This window comes from Streptomyces sp. NPDC053755, assembly GCF_040677675.1.
In the GTDB taxonomy this organism is placed as follows: Bacteria; Actinomycetota; Actinomycetes; order Streptomycetales; family Streptomycetaceae; genus Streptomyces.
On sequence record NZ_JBFASK010000050.1, the window covers coordinates 1 to 17,283 of the forward strand.

Annotated in this window: 20 protein-coding genes; 9 read left to right on the forward strand and 11 right to left on the reverse strand. The window is 72.6% G+C overall.

All coding sequences use genetic code 11. The features are described from left to right. Window positions 1-133: 133 nt before the first annotated feature. From AB0K65_RS29915 to AB0K65_RS29935, 5 genes are all read right to left on the reverse strand, one after another. Window positions 134-1,711: an ABC transporter substrate-binding protein gene (locus AB0K65_RS29915; protein WP_365721990.1), complete on the reverse strand. Its 1,578-nt coding sequence runs from the start codon at window positions 1,709-1,711 to the stop codon at window positions 134-136. A 148-nt stretch (window positions 1,712-1,859) separates the two neighbouring features. Next, window positions 1,860-2,627: an SDR family oxidoreductase gene (locus tag AB0K65_RS29920; protein WP_365721992.1), complete on the reverse strand. Its 768-nt coding sequence runs from the start codon at window positions 2,625-2,627 to the stop codon at window positions 1,860-1,862. A gap of 35 nt (window positions 2,628-2,662) precedes the next feature. Further along, window positions 2,663-3,424, reverse strand: a complete 762-nt coding sequence (fabG, locus tag AB0K65_RS29925; protein ID WP_365721994.1) for a 3-oxoacyl-ACP reductase FabG — start codon at window positions 3,422-3,424, stop codon at window positions 2,663-2,665. Between the two features lie 168 nt (window positions 3,425-3,592). Continuing rightward, complete coding sequence (locus tag AB0K65_RS29930) at window positions 3,593-3,976, reverse strand: DUF3037 domain-containing protein (RefSeq protein WP_365721996.1); 384 nt, start codon at window positions 3,974-3,976, stop codon at window positions 3,593-3,595. Beyond that, complete coding sequence (locus AB0K65_RS29935; RefSeq protein WP_365721998.1) at window positions 3,973-4,818, reverse strand: HipA family kinase; 846 nt, start codon at window positions 4,816-4,818, stop codon at window positions 3,973-3,975. Before AB0K65_RS29935 ends, AB0K65_RS29930 begins: the two co-directional genes overlap by 4 nt. A 124-nt stretch (window positions 4,819-4,942) precedes the next feature. On the opposite strand from AB0K65_RS29935, the gene AB0K65_RS29940 reads away from it, so the two are divergent. The 3 genes from AB0K65_RS29940 to AB0K65_RS29950 all read left to right on the forward strand — a co-directional run bounded on the left by AB0K65_RS29940 (window position 4,943) and on the right by AB0K65_RS29950 (window position 7,168). After that, entirely contained in the window at window positions 4,943-5,542 is a 600-nt protein-coding gene (locus AB0K65_RS29940) for an ABATE domain-containing protein (protein WP_365722000.1), read from the forward strand. A gap of 247 nt (window positions 5,543-5,789) precedes the next feature. After that, window positions 5,790-6,557, forward strand: a complete 768-nt coding sequence (locus AB0K65_RS29945) for an MBL fold metallo-hydrolase (RefSeq protein WP_365722002.1) — start codon at window positions 5,790-5,792, stop codon at window positions 6,555-6,557. A 173-nt stretch (window positions 6,558-6,730) separates the two neighbouring features. Further along, on the forward strand, window positions 6,731-7,168 hold the full coding sequence (locus tag AB0K65_RS29950; RefSeq protein ID WP_365722004.1) for a Rieske (2Fe-2S) protein: 438 nt from the start codon (window positions 6,731-6,733) through the stop codon (window positions 7,166-7,168). Here the strand turns inward: AB0K65_RS29950 and AB0K65_RS29955 are convergent. Next, the gene (locus AB0K65_RS29955; protein WP_365722006.1) at window positions 7,155-7,814 is read right to left on the reverse strand and encodes a cysteine hydrolase; all 660 of its coding nucleotides are present in this window, start codon (window positions 7,812-7,814) and stop codon (window positions 7,155-7,157) included. The genes AB0K65_RS29950 and AB0K65_RS29955 overlap by 14 nt on opposite strands. A 127-nt stretch (window positions 7,815-7,941) precedes the next feature. Between AB0K65_RS29955 and AB0K65_RS29960 the strand changes: the two genes are divergently transcribed. Further along, on the forward strand, window positions 7,942-8,409 hold the full coding sequence (locus tag AB0K65_RS29960) for a pyridoxamine 5'-phosphate oxidase family protein (protein ID WP_365722008.1): 468 nt from the start codon (window positions 7,942-7,944) through the stop codon (window positions 8,407-8,409). 100 nt (window positions 8,410-8,509) lie between these two features. Here the strand turns inward: AB0K65_RS29960 and AB0K65_RS29965 are convergent, their stop codons facing one another. Next, window positions 8,510-9,415, reverse strand: coding sequence for a LysR family transcriptional regulator (locus AB0K65_RS29965; protein ID WP_365722010.1), 906 nt, complete (start codon window positions 9,413-9,415; stop codon window positions 8,510-8,512). A 74-nt stretch (window positions 9,416-9,489) separates the two neighbouring features. Here AB0K65_RS29965 and AB0K65_RS29970 point away from each other — a divergent pair, with 74 nt between their 5' ends. Next, a complete protein-coding gene (locus AB0K65_RS29970; protein ID WP_365722012.1) occupies window positions 9,490-10,566 on the forward strand; it encodes a DMT family transporter in 1,077 nt (358 codons plus the stop codon). A gap of 37 nt (window positions 10,567-10,603) precedes the next feature. Here AB0K65_RS29970 and AB0K65_RS29975 read toward each other — a convergent pair whose 3' ends face one another. Continuing rightward, window positions 10,604-11,935 (reverse strand): aminotransferase class I/II-fold pyridoxal phosphate-dependent enzyme, encoded by a 1,332-nt coding sequence (locus AB0K65_RS29975; protein WP_365722014.1) that lies wholly within the window; start codon window positions 11,933-11,935, stop codon window positions 10,604-10,606. A 35-nt stretch (window positions 11,936-11,970) separates the two neighbouring features. Here AB0K65_RS29975 and AB0K65_RS29980 point away from each other — a divergent pair, with 35 nt between their 5' ends. Further along, window positions 11,971-12,633 (forward strand): pyridoxamine 5'-phosphate oxidase family protein, encoded by a 663-nt coding sequence (locus tag AB0K65_RS29980; protein WP_365722016.1) that lies wholly within the window; start codon window positions 11,971-11,973, stop codon window positions 12,631-12,633. A gap of 130 nt (window positions 12,634-12,763) precedes the next feature. Here the strand turns inward: AB0K65_RS29980 and AB0K65_RS29985 are convergent, their stop codons facing one another. Further along, on the reverse strand, window positions 12,764-13,774 hold the full coding sequence (locus tag AB0K65_RS29985) for an EamA family transporter (RefSeq protein WP_365722020.1): 1,011 nt from the start codon (window positions 13,772-13,774) through the stop codon (window positions 12,764-12,766). Between the two features lie 41 nt (window positions 13,775-13,815). After that, window positions 13,816-14,403, reverse strand: coding sequence for a Clp protease N-terminal domain-containing protein (locus tag AB0K65_RS29990; protein ID WP_365722054.1), 588 nt, complete (start codon window positions 14,401-14,403; stop codon window positions 13,816-13,818). Window positions 14,404-14,644: 241 nt separating this feature from the next. On the opposite strand from AB0K65_RS29990, the gene AB0K65_RS29995 reads away from it, so the two are divergent. After that, on the forward strand, window positions 14,645-14,866 hold the full coding sequence (locus tag AB0K65_RS29995; RefSeq protein ID WP_365722022.1) for a hypothetical protein: 222 nt from the start codon (window positions 14,645-14,647) through the stop codon (window positions 14,864-14,866). A gap of 77 nt (window positions 14,867-14,943) precedes the next feature. Next, window positions 14,944-15,372, forward strand: a complete 429-nt coding sequence (locus AB0K65_RS30000; protein ID WP_365722024.1) for an SRPBCC family protein — start codon at window positions 14,944-14,946, stop codon at window positions 15,370-15,372. A gap of 153 nt (window positions 15,373-15,525) precedes the next feature. Here AB0K65_RS30000 and AB0K65_RS30005 read toward each other — a convergent pair whose 3' ends face one another. Beyond that, window positions 15,526-16,197, reverse strand: coding sequence for a PadR family transcriptional regulator (locus AB0K65_RS30005; protein ID WP_365722026.1), 672 nt, complete (start codon window positions 16,195-16,197; stop codon window positions 15,526-15,528). 162 nt (window positions 16,198-16,359) lie between these two features. Between AB0K65_RS30005 and AB0K65_RS30010 the strand changes: the two genes are divergently transcribed. Continuing rightward, window positions 16,360-17,169 (forward strand): PhzF family phenazine biosynthesis protein, encoded by an 810-nt coding sequence (locus AB0K65_RS30010; protein WP_365722028.1) that lies wholly within the window; start codon window positions 16,360-16,362, stop codon window positions 17,167-17,169. The last annotated feature ends 114 nt before the right edge of the window (window positions 17,170-17,283 follow it).

The window sequence follows — 17,283 nt, forward strand, 5'->3', positions numbered from 1 at the left end:
CACACGTCAACACCCTCGGGTAGTACACGTACTAAACCAACCCACAACCTCCGGGGGGCACCGCACACCGCCGCCCGCGCCGGCCGCCCCCCGGCCCCCTCGGGGGCCGGGCGGCGGCGTGCCGTTGCCGTTCCTACCAGCTGGCCCGGCGGTTGAGCTCCCACATCTGCATGACGGTCTGCGGGTCGAGCGCGCGCTCGCCGCCGCCGATGTCCTCGCTGGCCGCGATGTAGAGCTTGCCCTGCCACAGCGGCAGCAGCCGGACGTCCTGGACCATGAGCTCCTGGGCCTTCTTGAACTCGTCCGTGGCGGCCCCGCGGTCGCTCTCCCGCCGCGACTTGGGAAGAAGCTGTTCGGTGATCTCGGGGCGCAGGTACGGCGTACCGAGCACGTTCTGCTTGCCCACGAACGGCGCCACGAAGTTGTCCGGGTCCGGGAAGTCCGGGAACCAGCCACGGCCGAAGACCGGGTACTGGCCCTTCTGGTAGCCCGCCTGGAACTCCTTCCAGGGCTTGCCGCGCAGCGTGACCTTGAAGAGGCCGGACGCCTCCAGCTGCCGCTTGAGCTCGGCGAACTCCGGCGCCGTGGCGGAGCCGTACCGGTCGGTGGTGTACCAGAAGTCGAGCTCCACCGGGTCGGTGATCCCGGCGTCCCGCAGGATGTCCCGGGCCTTGTCGGCACTCGGCTCGCCGAAGCGGTCGAAGAACTCGGTGGTGTGGCCGGCGATGCCCTTGGGCACCATGGAGTAGAGCGGCTCGGCGGTGCCCTGGTAGACCTTCGCGACGAGTTCCTCGCGGTCGACGAGCTGGGCGATCGCCTTGCGGACGGGAGTCTTGGCGACGGTGGCGTCCTGAGCGTTGAAGACGAGGTACCGGATGTCGGCGCCCGTCGACTCGATGAGCTGGAGGCCCTTGTTCTCGTCCTTGTCCTCCTGCAGCTCGACGACCTCGGCGGCCGTCAGACCGCGGTAGGTGGCGTCGATCTCCTTCGCCTTGAGCGCGGCGACCATCGGCTCGGACTCCTGGAAGTACCGGATGGTGACGCCGCCGTTCTTCCGGTCGGCGAACCCCTTGTAGGTGGGGTTCTTCGTCAGCTCCGCCTTCTCGCCCTCGGTGTACTCGTCGAGGACGTACGGGCCGGAACCGACCAGCTTGCCGTCCTCACGGAGCTTGTCCGCGGGGTACTCCGCCGGGTCCACCAGCGACATGGCGGGGGTGGCGAGGACGAAGGGGAAGGTGGCGTCGGGCTTGTTCAGCCGGAAGACCACCGTACGGTCGTCGGCGACCTCGATCTTGTCGAGAGAGCCGAGCATGCCGTTGGGGCCGCCCTCGACGTTGATCTTCCGGATGCGTTCGATGGAGTACTGGACCGCCTTGGCGTCCAGTTTGTGACCGTTGGAGAACGCGAGACCTTCGACCAGTTTGCACTCGAAGATCCGGCTGGACGTGTCCTTGAATTCACAGTCGGCCGCGTCGGACTGCGGAGTGGTGCTTCCGGTCGGGAAGCTCACCAGCGTCTGGAAGACATTCCGGAACAATTCCCAGGAGTTGTCCCAGGCGGCGGCCGGATCAAGCGTGGTGGGAGAACTCGTCGTACCGACGACGATCCTCTGCTCCCCGGCGGAATCAGCATCCGAGAACACGCTGCATCCGGTTACCAGGGATATGGACGCAAGGGCTGCAGCGGCCTGCAGACTGGTCCGGTTGAACACGTGCACGCTCCTCGTTCAGCCATGGGTCGGCCGACCATACCGCAGCACCCCGCCAGGTCAATGTTCGACCCTGGCGGGGCACTTGACTCATTCACTGCATAACCGGTGCTAAACCGGTCACATATTCCGGCGAGTGTCCGGATATCGGTCACCCGACTCCGGCGTTGAGGAAAATCCCACCGTCGACCACGAGAGTCTGGCCGGTGATCCAGTCCGACTGGTCGGACGTGAGGAAGGCCGCCGCCCCGCCGATGTCCTCGGGGACGCCGAGCCGGCCGAGCGGGTAGGCCGCCGCGGCCTCCGCCTCCCGGCCCTCGTAGAGGGCCTCGGCGAACTTCGTCTTCACGACCGCGGGGGCGATCGCGTTGACCCGCACGGCCGGCGCCATCTCGTGCGCCAGCTGAAGGGTCAGATTGACCATGGCCGCCTTGCTCATCCCGTACGCGCCGATGAACGGCGAGGCGGAGATGCCGGCGACCGAGGCGATGTTCACGATCGCGCCGCCGTGATCCTTCTGCCAGTGCCGCCAGGTCTGCTGGGCGAATCCGAGCGCGGAGATCACATTGGTCTCGTAGACCTTGCGCGCCACGCCCAGGTCGAGTTCGGCGATGGGGCCGAAGACCGGGTTCGTCCCCGCGTTGTTGATCAGGAAGTCGACCCGCCCGAAGGCGTCCATGGCCGCCTCGACGGCGGCGGCCTGGTGGGCCTCGTCGTGGGCCTTGCCGGCGACCGCGATGACCCGGTCGGCGCCGAGCCGCTCCACTGCCTCCTTGAGGGCCTCCTCGCCCCGGCCGGTGATGCAGACCCGGTCGCCGCGGGCGACCAGCGCCTCGGCGACGCCGTAGCCGATGCCGCGGCTCGCCCCGGTGACGAGGGCGACCTTCCCCGAGAGCTCGGGGAGTTCCTTGGTGCTCATGTCCGTCTCCTTGTTCCGCTCGCGTGCCGGCGAGGTCAGTTGAGCGGGCCGCCGGCCACGTACAGGACCTGGCCGGAGACGAAGCCGGCGTCGTCGCCCGTGAAGAAGGCGATGGCGTTGGCGATGTCGTCGGGGTTGCCGACGCGCTGGACCGGGATCATGGAGGCGGCCGCGGCCTGGAACTCCTCGAATCCCATGCCGACGCGCTCGGCGGTCTGGGCGGTCATCTCGGTGACGATGAAGCCCGGGGCAACGGCGTTGGCGGTGATGCCGAACTTGCCGAGCTCCTTGGCGAGGGTCTTGGTGAAGCCCTGCAGACCGGCCTTGACGGCGGAGTAGTTGGCCTGGCCGCGGTTGCCGAGCGCCGAGGAGGAGGACAGGGAGACGACCCGGCCGAAGCCCGCGTCCACCATGTGCTTCTGGCAGGCCTTGGCCATCAGGAACGCACCCTTGAGGTGCACGTTCATGACCGTGTCCCAGTCGGACTCGGTCATCTTGAAGAGCAGGTTGTCGCGGAGCACGCCCGCGTTGTTGACGAGGATCGTCGGCGCGCCGAGCTCGGCGGCGACCCGCGCGACGGCGGCCTCCACCTGGGCGCTGTCGGAGACGTCGCAGCCGACGGCGATGGCCGTGCCGCCCGCCGCGGTGATCTTCTCGACGGTGTCCTTGCAGGCCGCCTCGTCGAGGTCGAGTACGGCGACGGCGCGGCCTTCCGCGGCCAGCCGTACCGCGGTCGCGGCGCCAATGCCCCGCGCCGCGCCGGTGACGACGGCTACGCGCTGCTCGGTGGTGGACATGCTGATTCTCCTCGCCCTTGGATCATCCGTGGTCTGCGGCCACACGCTGCGTCCCGCTGATGAGCGACCGCTTAGTACCTTCCGCAGACGAGACGCTAGAAGCCCTGGCACCCGGTGTCAACGGCCCACCGGGTGCACCCGATCACTCCACGCCTCGACGGACCCCGTTCAGCGCACGAGGAGATCGAGCAGCCTTTCGACCTCGGCTTCCGGGTCGGCGGTCAGACCGGTGTGGACCGGACCGGGCTGCACCACCGTCGAGCGGGGGGCGATGAGCCAGCGGAAGCGGCGCCCGGCGTCGTCGCCGGCCGCCTGTCCGGCGTCGTCGCCGCCCCGGCAGACCCCTTCGACGCCGTGCAGCGCGGCCCGCACACCGGTCACGTCGGCCCCCGGGTCGAGCGCCGTCAGCTTGTTCTCGTCGAGATGGGTGCGGGCGGCCACGAAGGACCGGGCACGGCAGTAGACGACCACGCCCGCGTTGAAGAACTCCCCACGCTCCACACGGGGCACCACGCGCAGCACGGCGTACTCGAAGACATCGCGGTCGGTCACGTGGTGCGGTCCTTCTGGGTGGGGTGCGGCCGAGGAGGCAGGCGGTCGGCGAGCCAGCCGGGCGCCTGCGCGGGCTTGCGCTCGGTGCGCGGCCCGAGCGTGATCCTCTCGTGGATCGACGCGGCGCGCGGGAGCAGCGCCTCCACGTAGGCGCGGCGCAGCGCGTCGGGCGTCTCGAAGCCGGGCTCGTCGAGCAGCCACGCGTCGGGCACGTCGGCGGCGACCTCCTCGAGCAGCTCGCGCGTGACGAGCGGGGCGAGTTCGGCGGCGGCGGAGGCGACATCGGGCCCGAACGGGGCGAGGGTGTGGTCGGAGGCGTCGTACGGCTTGGCGGCGGACGCCTGGGCGCCGGGCCAGTTGTGGTGCCAGATCATGGTGGCGCCGTGGTCGATCAGCCACAGGTCGCCGTGCCAGACGAGCATGTTCGGATTGCGCCAGGACCGGTCGACGTTGTTGATCACCGCGTCGAACCAGACGACCCTGCCGGCCTCCTTCGGGTCCACCTCGTACGCCAGCGGGTCGAAGCCGAGCGAGCCGGGCAGGTAGTCCATCCCGAGGTTGAGGCCGCCGCTCGCCTTGAGCAGCTCCTGCACCTCCTGGTCGGGCTCGGAGAGGCCGATGACGGGGTCGAGCCCGATGGCGACCAGCTCGGGCACGCGCAGCCCGAGGCGGCGGGCGAGCTGCCCGCAGACGACCTCGGCGACCAGCGTCTTGCGGCCCTGCCCGGCGCCGGTGAACTTCATGACGTACGTACCGAGATCGTCGGCCTCGACGATGCCCGGGAGCGAGCCGCCTTCACGCAGGGGCGTGACGTAGCGGGTCGCTGTCACTTCTGTAAGCATTTCGCCAGGCTAGCCCGTGCGGTGGACGCATGATCCATGATGCGGCGCATCGTCCGGCCGGCGGACGGAACCTCCGGCCCCCGGACGCGGCATCACGGATGAGGCCAGGCGGTACCGTGAGGGCATGAAGGACACCGCGACCGTGGAGACCGTTCTGCCGCCGGCGCCCGGCGCCGAGGAGTATCCCGCCCTCGACCTCGCCAACACCGCCATCGCCCTGCCCGGCGGTCACTTCGCGGATCTCCTCGGCACGCCCGCCGCGGCCGGCCGGTGGCTCGTCGGCCACGGCCTGGCCCCCGTGGACGCGGGGCTCCAGGAGATGTGCGCGGCGCGGATGCGGTCCCTGCGCGAACAGGTACGGGCCCTGCTCGCCGCCCGGATCGGAGGCCACCCCGCACCGCCCGGCGCCCTGGCGGCCGTCAACGACGCGCTGACGCGGGTGCCCACGGCGTCCCCGCTGGCCTGGGACCCCACCCAGGGATTGCACCGGACCACCCCGCACCCCGTCGACCAGATGCTCGAGCAGGCACTGGGCATCCTGGCGGCCAACGCCGCCGACCTGCTCACCGGAACCGACTCCGAGCGTCTCGCCGCCTGCGACTCCGCTCCGTGCAACCGTTTCCTGCTCCGCTCCGGCCGCCGCCAGTGGTGCTCCACCCGCTGCGGCGACCGGGTGCGCGCGGCCCGCGCCTACGCACGGCGCACCCGTGCCGCCACCGACTGAGCCTTCCGAGGCCGGCGCCATCGCCGTCGGCCGGCGACCTCGAGGCCCCTCCGCGTCCGCGGAGGGGCCTTTCGCGTACCGAGGGCCCTCCCGCACCGGGGACCTCGTTCACGCCGACGGCTCTCGCCCACCCACGGCCTCTCACCTCAAGACCCTCTCTTCCGTTCTCACGCTAAGGGTTGCACCTATCCGTGAGATCAAGCTAGTTTCACTCACGGATAATCACTCTCTCAACCGTGAGGCTCTCATGTCCGGCACTCCTGCCGCCCGCGTCCACGTCCCCGTCCAGGTCTTCGGCGGCCCCACCGCCCTGATCGAGTACGGCGGACTGCGCTTCCTGACGGACCCGACCTTCGACGCCCCGCGCGCCTACGACTCCGGCCTGGCCAAGACCGCGCCGGCCTCCCTGGCCCCGGCGGACCTCGGCCCCGTCGACGTGGTCCTGCTCTCGCACGACGAGCACGACGACAACCTGGACGTATCCGGCCGCTCCCTGCTGGCCGACGTGCCGCTCACGCTCACTACGCCCGGCGGCGCGGGCCGCCTGGGCGGAGCGGCACGGGGCCTGGAGGACTGGGAGTCGGTCGAGCTGGAGCGCCCCGGTGGCGGCACGGTCACGGTCACGGGCGTTCCCGCGCTGCACGGCCCCGGCCGGAGGGAGGAGCTCGAACCGGTCGTCGGCGAGGTCGTCGGCTTCGTACTGACCGGCGACGGCCTGCCCGCGGTCTATGTGAGCGGCGACAACGCCCAGCTCGGCCCGGTCCGGGAGATCGCCGACCGGTTCGGCCCCGTCGACACCGCCGTCCTGTTCGCCGGCGCCGTCCGCCTGCCGGTCCTCGACCATCAGCTGCTCACGCTCGACAGCGCGCAGGCCGCCGAGGCCGCCCGGATCCTCGGAGCGCGCCGGATCGTCCCCGTCCACTTCGACGGCTGGGGCCATTTCACCGAGGGCCGCGACCGGCTGGTCGACGCCTTCACCGCGGCGGGACTGATCGACCGCGTCCTGCTGGCCTGACCTTCCCGCCCGGGGAACGGCCGCCGCACTCCGCGCCCCGAAGGCGAAACTTCCCGGCTCGGCGAATCGTTGCCTGAGATTGCCGGGCTGTTCGTGAACGTTCGGGGCCGCTCGCGCGTACTCCCTCCCGACAAGGTGATCGGGTCGGTCGGATCGGCAACAAGGGGAGCGTAATGAGCACAGTGGCACGCCGGACAGTGGTCTCCGCGGCGAGCGGCGCGGGCCTGGTGGCGGTGCTCGCCGCCTGCGGCGGCGGCTCGGACGGCGACGGGACGGGCGGCAAGGCGGGCGGCGGCGCTGCGACCGACGCCCCGGCGGACGCGGGCGCACCGCTCGCGAAGACCGCCGACATCCCGGTAGGCGGCGGCAAGGTGCTCGCCGACCAGGGCGTGGTGATCACCCAGCCCACCGCCGGCGAGTTCAAGGCCTTCTCGTCGAAGTGCACCCACCAGGGCTGCGCCGTCAGCGGGGTGAGCGACGGGGTCATCACGTGCCCCTGTCACCAGAGCCTCTTCGACGCCTCGGACGGCAGCGTGAAGGGCGGCCCCGCGACCGCACCGCTGCCGCCGACGTCGATCAAGGTCGAGGGGGACGCGATCACGCTCGCGTGACCCGCCGCGGCCTCTTCCAGCAGCGCAGCACCTCCTCGGTGGTGGTGATGGTGGAGACGAGCGCGAGCGTGTTGCGAATCATCGCGGGGGTGTAGTCGGCCGGCACCCCCGCGATGGCATCACCGGGCACGACCACGGTGTAGCCGAGGTTGACGGCGTCGAAGACGGCGTTGGGTACGGCCACGTTGGCCGACACGCCGGTGACGACGAGGGTGCGGCAGCCGAGGTTGCGCAGCAGCGGGTCGACGTCCGTGCCGGCGAGCGGCGAGAGCCCGTGGAGCCGCCGCACGACCAGATCCTCGTCCGCGACCTCGATCGGTGCGGCGATCCGCACCGCCGTACTGCCGCTGAGCTGCTGTACGGGGAGCCGGGCCGCGGCGCGGAAGAGCCGGGCGTTGCTGTTGGCGCCCCGCCCGTCGGGCCGGCGCTCGGCGATCGCGTGCACCACCTGCACGTCGGCCTCGTGCGCGGCGGCGACCAGGCGCGCCACGTTCGTCAGCGCTCCCGAGGAGCGGGCCACGGCGGCGAGTTCGGGCAGGGCGCCGGCCGGACCGACGACGCCCTGCTGGCATTCGACGGTGAGCAGCACCGTGCCCACCGGATCGAGCTGGTCGTGGAGCTGTGCTCGCTGAGCCGCGCCGGTCATACTTCCCCCCTGGGATCTTCGCGGGACCTCGCTCCCTCGGGCGGGGGAGGCTAGCCACCCTTGCCCCCGGAGGGAAGAGCCCCCATGATTTCTGACACTTCATCAGAAAACCAGAAGGGGGCGGGCGATGGCCGTCGCACAGCGCCGTGGACGCCGGATCATGATGAGCCCGGCCGAACTGGACACCTTTCTCACCGAACAGCGCACCTGCCGGGTGGCGACCGTCTCCGCCGACGGCGTGCCGCACGTCGGCGCTCTGTGGTTCGCGTGGGACGGCACCTCGCTCTGGCTGTACTCGATCATCCGGAGCCGTCGCTGGGCGCAGCTGCGCGCCGACCCCCGGATCGCGGTGGTGGTCGACGACGGCGAGGAATACGGAGAGCTGCGCGGCGCGGAACTCTCGGGCACCGCGGTCTTCGTAGGAGAGGCCCCGCGCACGGGCGAGCCGTGCCCCGAACTGGAAGCCCCCGAGCGCCTCTTCGCGGCCAAGAACTTCGGCCTGGACGCGATGCCGCACGACGGCCGGCACGCCTGGCTGAAGCTGACTCCCGACGCCGTGGTCTCCTGGGATTTCCGCAAGCTGGGCGGGCTCTGACCGCCGGAAGGCCGCGCGCCGATTCCCGGGCGCAGGCGCGCCCGGGAACCGGCGGGAGGGACGGAGGGCCGGCTCAGCCGCTCCGGGACGGGGGGCCGGCTCAGCTGCTCTGCGCGGCCCCCGCCTCCCGCAGCGCCCCCACCGCCGCCCGGATGGACGGCCGTCGGGCGGCGTCCGCGCGCCACGTCGCGTAGATGTGCCGCCGCATCTTCTGTCGTACGGGAACGAAGGCGACCCCCTCGGGCGGCCTGCCGCGGCCGAGCCGGGGAGTGACACAGACCCCGAGCCCGGCGGCGATCAGCACGAGCTGGGTGTGGTGCTCCCCCGCGAAGTGCGCGATGCGCGGCTCGATGCCCTGGGAGCGCAGGGTGAACAGCAGCCAGTCGTGGCAGAACTCCCCCTCCGGCCAGGACACCCAGTCGTCGTCGCCGAAGTCCTCCAGGTCGACCTCGGCGCGCCCGGCCAGCGGATGGTCCGCGGGCATGGCGACGTCGGCGGCGTCGTCGAGGAGGTGGACGCGCTCGAGGCCGCCCGGCACCGGGGCGCGTTTGTTGCTCCAGTCCAGCACGATCGCCAGGTCGGCGTCGCCGCGCAGGACCTCCCGGATGCCCCGCTCCGGCTCCATCTCGGCGGTCCTCACCCGCAGGTCGGGGTGGGCGGCGCGCAGCGCGCCGAGCGCGCCGGGGAACAGACCGCGGGCGGCCGTGGGGAAGCCGACGACCCGCACCTCGCCCACCACCTGGCCGCGCTGCGCCTCGATGTCCGACTGGGCGAGCTCCACCTGGGAGAGGATCCGGGCGGCGTGCTCGGCGAGGAGCAGTCCGGCGTCGGTGAGCCGCACCCCCCGCCCGTTCTTGGCGAGGAGCTGCTGCCCGACCTCCCGCTCCAGCTTCGACAACTGCTGCGACACGGCCGAGGTGGTGACGTGCAGCCCGTCGGCCGCGCCACCGACCGAACCGTGCCGCGCGACGGCGTCCAGGGTCCGCAGGCGCTCCAGGTTCAACATGTAAGCAATGCTAAGGGAACAGCTCCAACAAATCTCGCTTGTTCTACGAGATCGGAGCCGTCACTCTGAGAGACATGAGCTCCGTCGCCCCGTCCCGGGCCCTCCCCCGCGCCCCCCGTCGCATCCGCACGCTGGACTGGCGCGTCCGCTTCGGTGTCCTCGCCCTGATCTGGGGCTTCAGCTTCCTGCTCATCAAGGTCGGCACGGAGGGGTTCGCCCCCTTCCAGGTGACCTTCGGACGCCTCCTGTTCGGTACGGCGGTGCTCGCCGTCGCCATGGTGATCAAGCGCGAGCGGCTGCCTCGCGGCGCCCGCACCTGGCTCCACCTCTCGGTCGCCGCGTTCCTCCTGAACGCACTGCCGTTCTCGCTCTTCGCGTACGCCGAGCTGACGATCCCCTCGACGCTCGCGGGCATCTGCAACGCCACCACCCCTCTGTGGGGCATGGTGCTCTCCCTGGTCGCGCTCTCCGAGGACCGACCGTCACGGGTGCGCGCGGCGGGACTGGGCATCGGCTTCGTCGGCGTGCTGACGGTGCTGGGCGCCTGGCAGGGCTTCTCGGGCCTCGACGTCACCGGCACGGCGCTGGCACTGCTCGCCTCCTTCAGCTACGCGGTGGGGTGGATCTACGTCCGCCGCACGCTGACCGGGACCGGCGCCTCCCACCTCTCCCTCGCCGGCTCGCAGGTGGGTCTCGGCACCCTGCAACTGGCGGTCGTGACTCCGCTGTTCACCTCGCTCCCGAAGTCGGTCGAGATCGTCCCGCTGCTCGCCGTGATCGCGCTGGGGGCGCTGGGCACGGGGTACGCGATGCTGCTGCAGTACGGGATCGTGGCCGAGGTCGGCCCGACGACGGGCGCGATGGTCACGTACTTCATCCCCGTCATCGCCACGGCCGCGGGCGTCGCGGTGCTGGGCGAACAGCTCGCCTGGAACACCCCCGTCGGCGCCGTCATCGTCCTCGCGGGCGCGGCCCTCACCCAGGCCCGTGCCCCTCGCCGTCCGGCCGGCACACTCTCCCCGGACCAGCCCACGCCCGCCGGGGCGCCGGCGCCGACGAGCCCGCCGGCCTCCGTGGCTGTCACACCTCAGCCCGTCGCCCCGGTCCCGGCCGCGGCGCAGGCCGTCCCGGCCGCGAGCCCCTGCCCGTAAGAGGTCCGGCGAACGCGAGGAGGACCGGCGGCCTCCGTCAGCCGTAGCTGCGGGCGGGCGCCGGTCCCGCCGCCGACGCGATCGCGTCGGCCAGGCCCTCGATGTCGTCCAGGGTCAGCCCGGAGACGGTCACCCGCACCGCCGGTCCCGCGCCCATCCGGAACCGGGCGCCCGGGGCGACGGCCCAGCCGGCGCCGAGCAGACGGGCCACGGCGCCGGTCTCGTCGGCGACCGGCACCCACACGTTCATCCCGCTGCGGCCATGGGCCTCGACCCCTCGCCGCCCGAGGGCGTGCACGAGCCCGTCGCGCCGCAGCGCGTAGGCACGGGCGACGGCCGCCGTGTCCACGGCCCCGCCGGCCCACAACTCCGCGACGGTGCGCTGGAGCAGCCGGCTGACCCAGCCCGGCCCGAGCCGCTGGCGCCCGAGGACCCGGTCGACGGTCTCCGGGTCGCCGGTCAGCGTGGCGATCCGCAGATCCGGCCCGTATGCCTTGGCGACCGAGCGCACCATCGCCCAGCGGTCGGTGGCCCCGGCCAGCGGGTGCAGCGGCAGGTCGACGAATCCGTGGCCGTGGTCGTCCTCGACGAGCAGCACGTCCGGGTGGGCGGCCAGGACTCGGCGCAGCGCTGCGGCGCGGGGCGCACTGAGCGCCGCGCCGGTCGGGTTCTGCGCCCGGTCGGTGACGATCAGGGCCCGGGCGCCGCCCCGCAGCGCCCGCTCCACCGCGTCCGCCAGCGGGCCCTCGTCGTCGACGGCGACCGGCACCGGCCGCAGTCCGAGCGCCGGAACGAGGTCGAGCAGACTGCCCCAGCCCGGGTCCTCGACGGCGACGGCGTCCCCCGGCCGCAGATGGACGGCCAGGACCCGCTCGATCGCGTCGAGCGATCCCGAGGTGACGGCGATCGGCCCGGCGGGCACCCCGTCCGCGTCCAGCGCGGCCCGAGCGAGCCGGGCGTACTCCTCGTCGACGGGCGCCTCGCCGTACATCCCCGGCCGCTCGGCGTCCTGCCGGGCCGCCCGCGCGAGCGCCGGGCCGAGCACCGGCAGGAGCGACGGATCGGGGTTGCCCCCACTCGCGTCGTGGACCCCGGCCGGGGCCTCCACCCGGAGGGACCCGCGGGCGGTCGTCGCGGGCTTCGACCGCACCCGGCTGCCACGCCGCCCGTCGGTCTCGATCACTCCCCGCTCGCGCAGGGTCCGGTACGCGGCCGCGACCGTATTGGGATTCACCCCCAAAGTGAGCGCCAACTCCCGCATGGGCGGCAGGAGTCGCCCAGGCTCCAGCGCCCCGGCGGCCACCCCCCGCTCCACGCTGGCGGCGATGTCCGATGCGCGTCGGCCTTCGATCCGATACTCTCCTAGCACAAAACAGATTATGCACTAGTGCAATGGAGAGCGCAATGACGGAAACCTACGAGCGGACCGAGCGGACCTTCCCCACCCGCGGCCGCGAGCGCGCCTCGTACGACCGGGCGCTGGTGCACTCGATACTCGACGAGGCGTACGTCTGCCATCTCGGCTTCGTCCGCGACGGCGCCCCGGTCGTCCTTCCGACGCTGTACGGCCGCATCGGCGAACGTCTCTACGTCCACGGTTCGACCGGCTCCCGACCGCTGCGCATGGCGGGCAAGGGCACCGAGGCTCCCGGGCTGCCGGTCTGCCTGACCGTGACCCACGTGGACGGCCTGGTGCTCGCCCGGTCCGCCTTCCACCACTCGATCAACTACCGCTCCGTCGTCGTCCACGGCACCGCGCACCAGGTGACCGACCCGGAGGAGCGGCGCATCGCCCTGGACGCCCTCGTCGACCACGTCGTCCCCGGCCGGTCCTCCGACTCGCGCCCCGCCGACGCCAAGGAACTCGCCGCCACGGCGGTCCTCCGCCTCGACCTCGACGAGGTCTCCGCCAAGGTCCGCTCGGGCGGCCCCAACGACGACCCCGAGGACATCGCGCTCCCCCACTGGTCGGGCGTGGTCCCCGTCCGGAAGGCCCACGGCACCCCGGTCCCCGCCGACGACCTGGACCCCGCCATCGGCCTGCCGGCGTACCTCCCCGGCGTCTGAGGGCAGCCCCTGCCGTCCGGCCCCCGGGACGCCGGCGGGTGCGGTGCGGCCGGGCGACCGCGGCCACCGGCGCCACCGGCGCCACCGCCGAACCTGCGCCCCACACGCGAGCGCGGCAACGAGGCCCCCGTTACGCCTCGGCCCGATCGACGGATCCGGCCGTCTCCCGGTCGTCCGGCGGCCCGGCCGCGAGGGTGGCCGCGCCGGCGCCGGCCACCGGCTGCGCCGAGGCGGCCTTCGGGGTCGAGGACTGGGCGATGAACGCGCCGACGAGGACCACCACTCCGCCGATGATCTGCGGGGCGGCCAGGTGCTCGCCGAGCAGCACCCAGGCCAGAACGGTCGCGATCACCGCCTCCAGACACGCGACCACGCCGGCCACCTGGGGCGAGAGCCTGCGCACCGAGACGACGCCGGTGACGTAGGCGAGCACGGTGGCGATCAGCACGATCCAGCCGAGGAGCAGCCAGGCCGGCGCGGCGGTGCCGTCCATGTCGGCGGCGCCGCCGAGGACGGACCACTCCATGCCCCACGGCCGGGCGACGACCGTCAGGACCAGGGTTCCGAAGAGCAGTCCGTACGCGATGACACCCAGCGGATCGACCGGGTCGGACTCGTCTCCGCCCTGGTCGGAGAGGACGAAGTAGCCGACCTGGCAGCAGGCGGCACCGAGCGCGAGCAGCAGGCCGAGCAGGTCGAAGGTCAGCCCGGACCAGACCTGCACCACGCAGGCGAGCCCGCCGACGGCGAGGACGACGCCGAGTGCGGCGGCCCGGGTCACCGGGCGGCGCTGGACGAAGCGGACCCACCCGAGCACGAGGGCCGGGGCCAGGTACTCGATCAGCAGCGCCACGCCGACGGGGATCCGGGACAGGGAGGCGAAGTAGAAGGCCTGGACGCCGGCCACCGCCAGGAGGCCGAAGCCGGCCAGGAGCGCGGGCCTTCGCCGCAGGAGGTCCCGGTGGCGCCAGGCCACGGGCAGCATGACGAGCGCGGCGCCGGCCACCCGGAGCCACACCACATGGAGCGGGTCGAGTCCCGCCTCGATGAGCGGCTTGGCCGCGACACCTGAACCACCGAATGCGAAGGCCGAGGCCAGGGCGAGTCCCAGGCCGGCGCTTCTCCCCTGAGACGCGTGCATCGGGCCATCATGACAGGACGGCGTCAGGCGTGTAAGCCCCGTTACACCTGTTGAGACAGCTCGCCGATCCGGGCCGTCAGAGCCCTCGCGTCCACCCGCGCCCTGCGGAGCACCTCCGCGGCCCGGCTCTCCTGATCGGCGGCGACGGCGGCGAGCAGGTCGAGGCCCCGGGCCCGCGGCTCGCCGCGCCGGGCGGCCCGCTCGAAGGCGCTCGCCATGGCCGCCGCGGCCGATGGCGACCATCCCGCCACACCCGACCACGCCGCCACGCCGTCCGGCTTCGCCGCCCCCGGCCACTCCGTCGCGGCCGACCCGGCCATCGCGGGCGTCAGGGCCGTCGCACCACTGGCGTCCGCCGCGTCCCTGCGCACGACATGTCCGGCACCCGTCTCCTCGACCGAGCGCCGCCAGCGCGCCCCGTAGCCGATGGAGCGCTGAACGAGGTAGCCGAGCACGCGGGCGAGCTGCGGCGGTCCGTCGAAGGCGGCGCCGACCTCGGGATCGGACTCGATGAGGGAGTGCAGCAGGTGCGCGGTGTCGATCTGCCGGTCACCGCCCCGCAGCGCTCTTCGGCGGGCGCCGGCCACGACCGTGGCGAGCTCGACGGTCAGCACCGAGCCGAGGCCCACGCGCTGGACCGCCGACTGTCGGGGGCGAGGGACGGGACTGTGCACCCTCCCACCTCATCAGGCCGCGGCAGCATGGACATCGCCGCCGAGAACCATGTGCGCATCCCACCGGAGTGGGGCACGGGCGGGCGGTTTCTCCTCCTTGGGGATGAGATCGCGCGGATTCGACGTCAGGGGCGCGCGCCGCCTTGCCTTGGGGCCGGGACGCAACCACGGCCCCCTTCCATGACGTCTCCCGTACATGTTCTGGATGGTCGCCCTGCTCGCGCTCGACGGGCAGCAGTACGTCTACCGCGTGTACGCACCGCGCGACGCACTGCCGGCCGATCTGTTCTGGGCCGCGTTCCACTGCCACGAGGAGGGCGGGGGACCCCGGGTCTCGGACTGGTTCGACACGGCCGAGATCCGGTGGATCGGCGACGCCGAAGGCACCGGCAAGGAACTGACTGTTCATCAGTATTGAATGTTCACTGCCGTACGGCTACGTTCCGCGACACCGGATCCCAACGAGCACACGTGGACGTGTGAAGGGGTGGTCGCATGGCCGAAGTCACCGCGGAGGCACGGATCGAGGCGCCGGCCGAGAAGGTCTGGGCGCAGCTCACCGACTTCTCCTCGTACGGCGAGTGGAACGCCACCCACACGAACTTCCCGCACGGCGGCCCGTCCCGGCTCGAAGCGGGGGCCACCTTCGCCGAGAACATGAAGCTGATGGGCTTCCCCGCCGAGGTGACCTGGACGGTGGAGGAGCTGGAGACGGCCCGGGTGCTGGCCATCCGGGGCAAGGGCCCGATGGGTGTCACGGTCGGCACGCGCTACTCGCTCGTGCCGGACGGGGGCGCCACGACCCTCCGCGTCGACGGTGAGTTCACCGGCGCTGCGGTCTCCCTGATGGCCGGCAAGCTGAAGGACTCGGCGACGGCGGCCCTGAACGAGTCCCTGCGCAGGCTGACCGGACTGGTCGCCTGACGCGGGCCCCGTCGGCACGGACGCCGGAAGGGCCCCGCGGCGGATCGCCGCGGGGCCCTTCCCACCGCCGGGCGACGCCTTCCCCGGCGTCGCCCGCTCGGCACTCGGCACTCGGCGCCCGCCTCTCGGCGATCACCGCGCGAGGCTCATCGCTCAGTGCTCGTCGGCCAGGATCAGATAGAGCTTCTTGCGGGCTTCGTTGACGACCTCGACGGCCTTGTGCCGCTGCTCGGCACTCCCGGTCTTCCACACCTGCCCGAAGGCCTCCATCAGACCGAAGCCGGCCTGCCGGATCTCGTTGACCGCCTCCCAGTCCACACCGCGCCCGGCCTCCTCCCACGGGGCCTCCGGCCCGGAGTCGGCCTCGGCGCGGCCGGCGTCGGTGAGCGTGAACAGCTTCTTGCCACCGTCGCTCGCGCTTTCGATCAGCCCCTCGTCCTCGAGCAGCTGAAGCGTGGGATAGACGGAGCCGGGGCTGGGTTTCCAGGCACCTCCACTGCGCTCGCCGATCTCGCGGATCATCTCGTAACCGTGCATCGGGCGGTCCTTGAGCAGCGCGAGGATCGAGGCGCGCACGTCTCCGCGCCGCGCCCGCCCCCGGCCGCCGCCTCCACGACCGCGCCCGCCGCCCCCGAAGGGGCCTCCCCCGAACGGTCCACCGCCGAATCCCGGCCCGAAGGGGCCGAAGGCGGGCCGGCGGCGCTCGAAGTCACCGGGGCCGAACTCCCCGCGGCCGAACTGGCCGCGTCCGAAGTCGCCCCGCCCACGAGGGCCGGGGCCGCAGTCACCGTGTCCATGTCCGTGTTCGTGTCCATGAGTACGCATCGCAACGCTCCTTCCGTCGGGTTACATCATCGAACTGTCGCGATGCCTCAACGATATATCGGAACTGTTCTTTTGCCAAGCCCTCCCCGGACGCGCCCCCGGGTCCACCGTCGGCGGATTGGCCTTGGCCTGCCGCCGCACGGCCCCGGTACGGTCCGGGACATGCGGATTCGAATCGTGGACGCCTTCACCGACCGGCCCTTCTCCGGCAACCCGGCGGGGGTGCTGCTGCTGGACTCCTTCCCGGACGACCCCTGGCTCCAGAAGGTGGCCGCGGAGGTCAACCTCTCCGAGACGGCCTTCGCCCACCCGCTCCCCGAGGGCGGCGACGCGGACTGGGCGCTGCGCTGGTTCACACCGACCACGGAGGTCGACATGTGCGGCCACGCCACGCTCGCCACCGCGCACGTCCTGCACACGACCGGCGCGGCGACCGGGACCGTGCGGTTCGCGGCCCGCTGCGGCATCCTCGGCGCCACGGCCGAGGAGGACGGCACGCTCACGATGGACTTCCCCACCTCCTCGCTGACGGCCGTGCCGGTGCCGGACGGTCTGGAGGAGGCGCTGGGCGCGGAGATCGTCTCCGTCCACGACACCGCCGCCCACATCGGCGACCTGGTCGTCGAGGTACGGGACGAGGCGACCGTCCGCGCGCTCACGCCGGACTTCGCCGCCCTGGTCCGCCTCTCCGGCCGGGGGGTGATCGTGACCGCCGCCGCCGAACAGCCGGAACGCGGCTACGACTTCGTCTCCCGTGGCTTCTTCCCCGGCGTCGGCATCGACGAGGACCCGGTCACCGGCAGCGCCCACACCGCGCTCGCCCCGTTCTGGTCGGCCCGTCTCGGCCGCGACGAACTGACCGGCCTGCAGGGCGGCGCCCGCACCGGGCTCGTCCGTACGCGCCTGCGCGGCGACCGCACCCTCCTGACCGGGCACGCCGTCACGGTCATCGAAGGAGAGCTGCGCGCCTGACGGCGGTGCCCCACGGCCCCCGAACCCGGCCCCTCGGCCGCACCACGAAGGGCCGCACCACAAGGGGGCGCGCGCCAGGAAGGGGCGCACGCTCACGGCCGTGCGCCCCTTCGT

What these genes read in the sequence shown, in the direction of transcription:
- AB0K65_RS29920 (WP_365721992.1), bottom strand. Translation starts at nt 2,627, where the DNA reads ATGAGCACCAAGGAACTCCCCGAGCTCTCGGGGAAGGTCGCCCTCGTC.
- fabG (WP_365721994.1), bottom strand. Translation starts at nt 3,424, where the DNA reads ATGTCCACCACCGAGCAGCGCGTAGCCGTCGTCACCGGCGCGGCGCGG.
- AB0K65_RS29935 (WP_365721998.1), bottom strand. Translation starts at nt 4,818, where the DNA reads ATGCTTACAGAAGTGACAGCGACCCGCTACGTCACGCCCCTGCGTGAA.
- AB0K65_RS29940 (WP_365722000.1), top strand. Translation starts at nt 4,943, where the DNA reads ATGAAGGACACCGCGACCGTGGAGACCGTTCTGCCGCCGGCGCCCGGC.
- AB0K65_RS29945 (WP_365722002.1), top strand. Translation starts at nt 5,790, where the DNA reads ATGTCCGGCACTCCTGCCGCCCGCGTCCACGTCCCCGTCCAGGTCTTC.
- AB0K65_RS29950 (WP_365722004.1), top strand. Translation starts at nt 6,731, where the DNA reads ATGAGCACAGTGGCACGCCGGACAGTGGTCTCCGCGGCGAGCGGCGCG.
- AB0K65_RS29955 (WP_365722006.1), bottom strand. Translation starts at nt 7,814, where the DNA reads ATGACCGGCGCGGCTCAGCGAGCACAGCTCCACGACCAGCTCGATCCG.
- AB0K65_RS29960 (WP_365722008.1), top strand. Translation starts at nt 7,942, where the DNA reads ATGGCCGTCGCACAGCGCCGTGGACGCCGGATCATGATGAGCCCGGCC.
- AB0K65_RS29965 (WP_365722010.1), bottom strand. Translation starts at nt 9,415, where the DNA reads ATGTTGAACCTGGAGCGCCTGCGGACCCTGGACGCCGTCGCGCGGCAC.
- AB0K65_RS29970 (WP_365722012.1), top strand. Translation starts at nt 9,490, where the DNA reads ATGAGCTCCGTCGCCCCGTCCCGGGCCCTCCCCCGCGCCCCCCGTCGC.
- AB0K65_RS29980 (WP_365722016.1), top strand. Translation starts at nt 11,971, where the DNA reads ATGACGGAAACCTACGAGCGGACCGAGCGGACCTTCCCCACCCGCGGC.
- AB0K65_RS29985 (WP_365722020.1), bottom strand. Translation starts at nt 13,774, where the DNA reads ATGCACGCGTCTCAGGGGAGAAGCGCCGGCCTGGGACTCGCCCTGGCC.
- AB0K65_RS29995 (WP_365722022.1), top strand. Translation starts at nt 14,645, where the DNA reads ATGTTCTGGATGGTCGCCCTGCTCGCGCTCGACGGGCAGCAGTACGTC.
- AB0K65_RS30000 (WP_365722024.1), top strand. Translation starts at nt 14,944, where the DNA reads ATGGCCGAAGTCACCGCGGAGGCACGGATCGAGGCGCCGGCCGAGAAG.
- AB0K65_RS30005 (WP_365722026.1), bottom strand. Translation starts at nt 16,197, where the DNA reads ATGCGTACTCATGGACACGAACACGGACATGGACACGGTGACTGCGGC.
- AB0K65_RS30010 (WP_365722028.1), top strand. Translation starts at nt 16,360, where the DNA reads ATGCGGATTCGAATCGTGGACGCCTTCACCGACCGGCCCTTCTCCGGC.